Source organism: Pseudonocardia alaniniphila, assembly GCF_022524485.1.
Classification (GTDB): Bacteria; Actinomycetota; Actinomycetes; order Mycobacteriales; family Pseudonocardiaceae; genus Pseudonocardia; species Pseudonocardia alaniniphila.
Window position 1 is genome coordinate 1 of sequence record NZ_JAKXMK010000092.1, and the last position, 1,301, is coordinate 1,301.

A 1,301-nucleotide genomic window follows, 5' to 3' on the forward strand; every position below is an offset into this window, starting at 1 on the left:
CTGTCCGAGCCGCCCTTCGAGACCGTGCTCGACCCGGCGGGCGCCGGCGGCGACCTCGCCGCGGACACCGTGTTGTGGGTGGGGGTCGCGCGGCGGGCCGGCCGATGGGCGCTGCGGCTGCGGTACCGCACCGACGTGCTCGATGCGGATTACGCGGCCAGGGTGGCGGGTTACCACCTCACCGCGCTGAGCTTGATCGTTGCCGATCCGGATGCCGAGCACGGGCGGCAGAGCTTGCTGTCGGCCGAGGAGGCGCGCTACCAGCTCGAGGATCTGGTCGGGGCGCGGCGTGAGCTGCCGCCGTACCGGTTCCACGAGCTGTTCCAGCAGCGGGTGGCGGCCCACCCGGACGCGGTCGCGGCCGTGCACGGTGAGCGGGAGTGGACCTACCGGGAGCTCAACGCCCGGGCCAACCAGCTGGGGCGGGCGTTGCTGGCGCGGGGGCTGCGCCGTGAGGACGTCGTGGCCGTGGTGACCGAGCGCAACCTGGACTGGATGGCCGCGGTGCTGGCGGTGTTCAAGGCCGGTGGCGCCTACCTGCCGATCGAGCCGCACTTCCCGGCCGACCGGATCGCGACCACGATCTCGCGTGCGCAGTGCCGGCTGGTGCTGACCGAGCCGGGCAGCACCACCACCCTGGACAAGGCGATCGAGGCCCTGCCGGGCGTGCAGACGGTGTTCGTCGACACCGCCTACACCGAGGGCCACGCCCAGGACGACCTCGACATCACCGTCACGCCCGACCAGCTGGCCTACATCTACTTCACCTCCGGCTCCACAGGACAGCCCAAGGGCGCGATGTGCGAGCAGGCGGGGATGCTCAACCACCTCTACGCCAAGATCGACGCCTGCGCGATCGGCGAGGGACAGGTCGTCGGGCAGGTCGCCCCGCAGTGCTTCGACATCTCGCTGTGGCAGCTGATCTCCGCGCTGATGGTCGGCGGGCGCACGGTGATCATCGAGCAGGACGTGATCCTCGACGTCCAACGCTTCGTCGAGAAGGTCATCGACCAGCGCATCGCCGTACTGCAGGTCGTGCCCTCCTACCTCGAGGTCGTGCTGACCTACCTGGAACAGCACCCCCGCGAGCTGCCCGACCTGCACTGCGTGTCCGCCACCGGCGAGGCACTGAAGAAGGAACTGACCCAGCGCTGGTTCGCCGCCGAGCCCGGGATCACGCTGGTCAACGCCTACGGGCTCACCGAGACCTCCGACGACACCAACCACGAGGTCATGGACCGCGCACCCGACGGAGACCGCGTCCCGCTGGGTCCCGCGTCGCCCAACATGAACGTCTACGT

Annotated in this window: 1 protein-coding gene; it reads left to right on the forward strand. The window is 70.3% G+C overall.

The window, feature by feature from the left end:
* A partial coding sequence (locus MMF94_RS43105; RefSeq protein WP_241043287.1) for an AMP-binding protein occupies positions 1 to 1,301 on the forward strand: 1,301 nt, incomplete at both ends.